Genomic DNA, 6,000 nt, shown 5'->3' with positions numbered 1-6,000 from the left:
GTTCTTTTCCTTTTCCCCCCCCACCCCCGGGTCCCCCCCCCCCCCCCCCCCCCCCCCCCCCGCTCGGGCACGGGTGCGTCGGCCGAACGTCAGAGGTCAGTTCCGCCGGCCGGACACGGCCCATGTCGTGAAGGCGACCACGGTTCGGTGACCTCGGCCCTGCCGTGCGTCACGGACGGGCCGCCCGGGCCTACCGGCTCAGCCGCCGCTCTTGCGCCTGAACGACCGCTGGCTCGCGGCCGGCCCGTGCGCCGCACGCACCTTCGACGCGTCCGGGTTGTTGGCGGCATCGGCGGCGTCCGCCTGCGCACCGCGCTTGCGCGCCAGTGCTTCGCGGAACTTGCGCTTGAGGTCGTAGTTGCCGTCGCTGTCCGGCGCCAGCGGGGGCGCCTCGGGGGCAGCCGGCTCCGAACCTTCCGTGGACGAACCTTCTGTGGACGCGGGCTCTGCGGTCATGGTGACCTCCTGGGTTCGGGGGGTGGAGCAAGCACAGCTTGTCATGCCGGGCGCGGTGCGGACGCCGGCGACGTCTTCCCGCGCCGTTTCGGCGGGTACGGCTCTCAAGTCGCCGCCGGGGCAACGGCTTTCAGCCGTTGCGGCGCACCAGGGCGGCCTTGCGGGCCTCGGCGAGCTTGCGGGCCTCGCCGGCCTTCCGGGACTTGCCGCCGGCGCCGCGCGAGGTGTCCTTGCCGGTGCCGAGGCCGCGGAAGGGAATGTTGGTGTTCTTGGGCCGGGAGACGGCGGGCCCGCCGTCGAGCGGGGTCCCGGAGGGGGCCTTGGCGCCGGTGATCCGGCTCAGCTCCGCCTCGCCCGAGCGCACCTTGGTGACGGTCGCCTCGATGCCTGCTGCGGCCATCATCCGGCTCGTCTCGCGGCGCAGGCCCGACGGCACGAGTGTGACCACTCTGCCGGACTCACCGGCGCGGGCGGTGCGGCCCGCCCGGTGCAGATAGTCCTTGGGGTCGGTGGGCGGGTCGACGTTGACCACGAGATCGAGGTTGTCGACGTGCAGGCCACGGGCCGCGACATCGGTCGCCACCAGAACGGTGATCTGCCCGTTCTTGAACTGCGCCAGGGTCCGGGTGCGCTGTGGCTGGGACTTGCCGCTGTGCAGGGCCCCGGCGTGCACGCCGCTGGCCCGCAGATGCCGGGTGAGCTGGTCGACGGCGTGCTTGGTGTCGAGGAACAGCAGTACGCGGCCGTCGCGGGCGGCGATCTCCGTGGTGACGGCGTAGCGGTCGGGGCCGTGGACGACCAGCACGTGGTGCTCCATCGTGGTGACCGTGCCCGCGGACGGGTCGACCGAACGGACGACGGGGTCGTGGAGATAGCGGTGGACCAGCTGATCGACGTCGTCGCGATCCAGGGTGGCCGAGAACAGCATCCGCTGACCGTCGGGGTGCACCTTGTCGAGCACGGCGGCAACCTGCGGCAGGAATCCCAGGTCGCACATCTGGTCGGCCTCGTCGAGCACGGTGATCCTGACGCGTCCCAGACGGCAGGCGTTGCGCTCGATCAGGTCGTGCAGGCGTCCGGGGGTGGCGACGACCACCTCGGCTCCCTCACGCAGCGCGGTGATCTGCCGGCCGATCGACATGCCGCCGACGACCGTGGCCGTCCGCAGCCGCAGTGCCTCGGCGTACGGTTCCAACGCCTGGGCGACCTGTTGGGCCAGCTCCCGGGTGGGCACGAGGATCAGAGCGAGGGGCTGCTTCGGTTCGGCGCGCCGCCCGGCCGTACGGGTCAGCAGCGGCAGGCCGAAGGCGAGCGTCTTGCCCGATCCGGTGCGCCCGCGTCCCAGGACGTCGCGCCCCGCCAGGGCATCGGGCAGTGTGGCGGCCTGGATCGGGAAGGGTTCACGCACCCCGAGTCCGCTCAGCGTCCGCAGCACCTCCACCGGCAGTCCGAGAGCGGCGAAGGAGGCGGCCGGGGGCAGTCCCGGGGTCGTGGCCTCCGGCCGGGCGGAACCGCCGGGAGCGATGCCGGAGTCGTCGGGGTGCTTCATGAACAGCCTTCCGCAGAGGAACGTACCGAGGAAGGCCCGGCAGGTGTGAACGGCCCACGGGCAAGGGAACCGATCAGGCAGAATCGCCCACCGCGACGACCACGCAAACGCGTCAGGTTAACACAGAGCAGAGGAGCCCCGGCCGGTGCACGGCCGGGGCTCCTCAATGCGGTGGGTGCCGGTCAGCGTGACGGGGTCCGACGCGACCGTGGAGTCAGGCAGGTCAGCGCTGCAGGGTGAGGAGACCCGGCCGCCAGGGCAGCTGGTTGTAGGGGCCGCTCGCGGACGGGGACTTGCCCTGGTAGAGGAACTGCAGGTTGCAGGGGTCGACGGTCATGGTCTGGTCGGGGTTGTCGCGGACCAGGTCGCCGTGGCTGATGTCGTTGGTCCAGGTGGCGCCGCTGTTGGCCTTGCCCGCGAAGGGGTTGCTCTCGCCGGCGGCCTGCGGGGTCCACGAGCCGCTCAGGCTGGAGGCCGTGAAGGAGCGGAAGTAGCGCCCGTTCGCGCCCATCGCCTCGACGATCATCAGGTACTGGTTCTGGCCCTGGACCTTGTAGACCTGCACCGCCTCGAACAGGTTGGCCGTCGTATCGCTCATCACCGTCGTGTACGACGAGCCGAAGCTGCCCGGGAAGTTCCCGATCGGCATGCTCGCCCGGTAGATCTTGCCGTTGTCACCGGCGAAGAACAGGTACATGTTCTGCCCGTCGCCGATCAGGGTCTGGTCGATCGGGCCGGTGCCGGAGCCGGAGATGCTGCCGGTGAACAGCGGCTGCGGCGCGGACCAGCCGTTGGGGTTGGTGGGGTCGCTGGACGTGCGGTAGATGAAGGGCCACGCACCCCACTGGTACGCCAGCACCCAGATGTTCTTCGGCGCGAAGTAGAACAGCGTGGGCGCCACAGCCGACTGGCTCATCCCGGTCTGGCCGGCCGACGCCATGTCCGACCAGTTCGTGAAGGGACCGAACATCATCGAGCCGTAGGACGATCCCGACACGTTCGACGCGTAGACCAGGTGCTTGCCGTTGTACGTCACGTTGGTGAAGTCCTTCAGCGAGACCCACCCGTTCGCCGGCTGCGCCAGCGCACCCGTCGACGTCCACCGGTACGTCGACGGAAGGGAGCACGCGGTGACGGCCGCCTGAGCCGGACCGGCGACGAGCGTCCCCGCCAACGAGGCCAGGGCCGCGGCCGCGGCAGCGAGCACGACAGACAGACGTTTGCGGCTGAAACTTCCTCTGCGCATGAGGGCCTCTCATCTTCTTGGGTAAGCGGTTCCGGCCGGCCCCGGCAGAGGCCGTCCGGACTGTCGATGTGCTTCCGTTCGCAGCGACGTGAGAGCCTGGGCGGCCCCTTGCGGCCTCCCGGCACCTTTCAGCACGGCACTATGACGCGTTCATGACATTGAAAGGCGACATACTCCTCATCGACTCGGCCGTTCCGGCGGGCGCACGGCCCGGACGCCCCCCGCCCTGCGAGTGGAGCAACTATGAATACGTTCGCAATATCGAACAAGGGTCGGACTGTCGAGCAATTTGGATGATAGGAGTCCGGTGAGCGGCGTCAACCCTTCCCGCAAGATTCGACGCGATCGCCGAAATATTCGCGGCCGGGTGGACGCGCAGCGGGCGGCAGGCGGGGGCGGTCCGGTGAGGCAGCGGGGAATGGGACCTGAGCGACGGACGGGCGCCTGGCGGATTCAGGCGGGGGCGTAGGTCAGGCAGTCGACGTCGGTCTGCTGGTAGCCCACGGTGATGCCGGGGGCGCGGCACTCCAGTTCGGTGTTGTGCCGGCAGTCCGACATCTTGCAGGCGCCGACCCGTCCGGTGGCGGAGGGGTCGCCGCCCTTGGCCGTGGAGGTGGTGAAGGTGTCGCAGTGCGCGTGCCGGACGGCCACGCCGGCTGTGTCTCCCACGGTGATGGCCAGCGCGTGGCAGGCGCGGTCCCGGTTGTAGGCGCAGTTCTCGACCGCGCACTCGCTCACGACGGGCATTTCCATGACGACGGTCTCCTCCGCGGCGGTATGCCTGTCGGGCTCTTCGACGCGAAGGACAGGCGCTGACGTGGGCATGGGGCCCACCTGGTCGAGCATGGCCGTCAGCCCAGCCGACGGCCAGCGGACGTCGGCCGAACAGGGCAACGCCCCCGGGGCTGCGGCCCCCGAACGGGGACCGCCGCACGCCGGCCGGGCCGCCGCACGCCGGCCGGGGTCGAGCCCTCGGGGGGGCGTCAGTCCCCGGTCTCGCCGCCGGACGGCTCGCCCAGGTTCTCGGCCAGCCGGAACAGAGCGGGCAGCGCTCCGCTGATGGCCGCTCGAGCACCCTCGTCGAGGGCGGCGAGAGCCGCGTCGATACGACGTTCGTGGGCGATGGTCCAGGCGGCGAGCTTCTCGCGGCCGGCGTCGGTGAGAGTGACGACGGAGGCCCTGCGGTCCGCCGCGTCCACGTCGCGCACCACCAGCCCCGCGGCGATCATCTGGCCGATCAGGCCACTGACCGTGCTCAGCACACCGTCCCGACGGCGAGCCACCACGCATACGGCCGCGAACGTATCCCCTCGGGGCGGGGCCGCTCGGCGGTGAGCAGGGTGGTCAGGCGCCTCCTCGACGGGTGCGGCCCGGTACCGGTGGCCACGCGTCCCAGTTTGGATCGGTCACCGAAATATTCTGTCGGCGTCGCTTTTCCGGTGGCCCGGAAGCGCGCGGCAAGCGCGTCCGTCCACCGCTCGCGGCACGTCATCCGCACCGTACGCGGACGTGTGCCCAGGAGTTGTTGGCGTAGCCCCTGGGGTTCCACAGGTGCGCCGGCGACTCGGGCATGACGGTGCCGGCGGAGTCCCAGGCCCGTACGGTGATCTCCGACTCCCCCGCGGGCAGAGCGAGCGTGGTACGCCAGTGCCGCCAGGCCCAGGGCTCCGCGGGCCCGTCCAGTTCGGCCCGCGCCCAGGAGTCTCCCTCGTCCAGCGAGATGTCCACCCGCGCGATCGTGCGGCCGTCACCGGCCTGCGCGTACCCGGTGACCGGCGTCGGCCCGGCGGGCAGACGTGCGCCGTCGCCGGGACCGAGGATGTCGCAGTTCACCGCGAGCGGGCCGAGGGAGATGCCGTCTCCCGGCCGCGCCCCGGAGGGATCGGCGTCGGCGGGCAGGATGCGATAGGCGACGGCCTGGAAGTAGTTGGCCGAGGGCTCCGCCCGGGCCGTGACACGGGTCAGCCATTTGACGCTGCGGGCTCCGGTCCACCCGGGCACCACCACCCGCACCGGCGCCCCGTGCACGCGGGGCAGCGGACGGTCCTGCATGGCCCAGGCCAGCAGCACCTCCGGCCCGAGCGCCTTGCCCAGCGGGATCGAACCGCCGTAGGACTGCGGAGGGTCGGCCGAGCGCGACACGTCAGGGGCCTCGAAGGCGACGTGCCCGGCCTCCGGGCGCGGACCCGCTTCAGCCAGGACATCGGCCAGCCGCACGCCGCGCCAGCGAGCCGTCGACACCGCGCCCGGCCCCCACGGCGCCTCACCGGGGATGTCACGGACCTCCAGCAGACCGGCCCGCCGATTGCCCGCGCACTGGAGCGTGGCCCTGACCTCGGCCTCGTCGAACCTCGACCGCAGCTCGTCCAGGGACAACCACAGCGGCCGCTCGACCAGACCGTCGACCCGCAACCGCCACGCATCCGGATCGATGTCCGGGATCGGGCCGTGGTTACGGCTGTAGAAGGCGTCGACCGGTGTCTCGTGGTTCCCGGCGAGCACGCCGGGCGGCGGCTCCGCGTTGAACGGCTCCCGCTCGTGCACCACCATGGCGTCCTGTTTGTCCCACAACCCCATGGCCGACGTGTACCCCGTCCCGCAGCGAGTGTCGGGGGCGGTCCGGCGAGGTAGCGGGCGTCCCGGTGCCGTGTTGCACTGAGCAGAGCGGGCGTCACCACGGCGCCGGTCGACGTCGCGGCATGACATCGCGCGAATTCGGGCGTACTCGCAGAGCGTGACATCGAGGATG

The 6,000-nt window shown here is 71.4% G+C and carries 5 protein-coding genes and 1 pseudogene; all 6 read right to left on the bottom strand.

All coding sequences use genetic code 11. The features are described 5' to 3' along the window. Nucleotides 1-198: 198 nt before the first annotated feature. On the bottom strand, nt 199-456 hold the full coding sequence (locus ACZ5GT_RS35030; RefSeq protein WP_469034528.1) for a DUF5302 domain-containing protein: 258 nt from the start codon (nt 454-456) through the stop codon (nt 199-201). Nucleotides 457-586: 130 nt separating this feature from the next. Then, nucleotides 587-2,005: a DEAD/DEAH box helicase gene (locus tag ACZ5GT_RS35025; protein WP_469034526.1), complete on the bottom strand. Its 1,419-nt coding sequence runs from the start codon at nt 2,003-2,005 to the stop codon at nt 587-589. A gap of 223 nt (nt 2,006-2,228) precedes the next feature. After that, nucleotides 2,229-3,131 (bottom strand): annotated as a pseudogene (locus tag ACZ5GT_RS35020) (non-reducing end alpha-L-arabinofuranosidase family hydrolase); the annotation flags it as partial. Nucleotides 3,132-3,704: 573 nt separating this feature from the next. Continuing rightward, a complete protein-coding gene (locus ACZ5GT_RS35015; protein ID WP_469034524.1) occupies nt 3,705-4,004 on the bottom strand; it encodes a DUF1540 domain-containing protein in 300 nt (99 codons plus the stop codon). A gap of 230 nt (nt 4,005-4,234) precedes the next feature. Continuing rightward, nucleotides 4,235-4,537, bottom strand: a complete 303-nt coding sequence (locus ACZ5GT_RS35010; protein ID WP_469034522.1) for a MarR family winged helix-turn-helix transcriptional regulator — start codon at nt 4,535-4,537, stop codon at nt 4,235-4,237. A gap of 202 nt (nt 4,538-4,739) precedes the next feature. Continuing rightward, nucleotides 4,740-5,828, bottom strand: a complete 1,089-nt coding sequence (locus ACZ5GT_RS35005) for a sulfite oxidase (protein ID WP_469034520.1) — start codon at nt 5,826-5,828, stop codon at nt 4,740-4,742. Between the last annotated feature and the right edge of the window lie 172 nt (nt 5,829-6,000).

Source organism: Streptomyces sp. NPDC031340 (assembly GCF_055569945.1).
This window is presented reverse-complemented; position numbering and strand designations above follow the sequence as displayed.

Bases quoted from the DNA above. Each gene is read 5' to 3' on its own strand.
- ACZ5GT_RS35030 (WP_469034528.1), bottom strand. From the start codon at position 456: ATGACCGCAGAGCCCGCGTCCACAGAAGGTTCGTCCACGGAAGGTTCG.
- ACZ5GT_RS35025 (WP_469034526.1), bottom strand. From the start codon at position 2,005: ATGAAGCACCCCGACGACTCCGGCATCGCTCCCGGCGGTTCCGCCCGG.
- ACZ5GT_RS35015 (WP_469034524.1), bottom strand. From the start codon at position 4,004: ATGGAAATGCCCGTCGTGAGCGAGTGCGCGGTCGAGAACTGCGCCTAC.
- ACZ5GT_RS35005 (WP_469034520.1), bottom strand. From the start codon at position 5,828: ATGGGGTTGTGGGACAAACAGGACGCCATGGTGGTGCACGAGCGGGAG.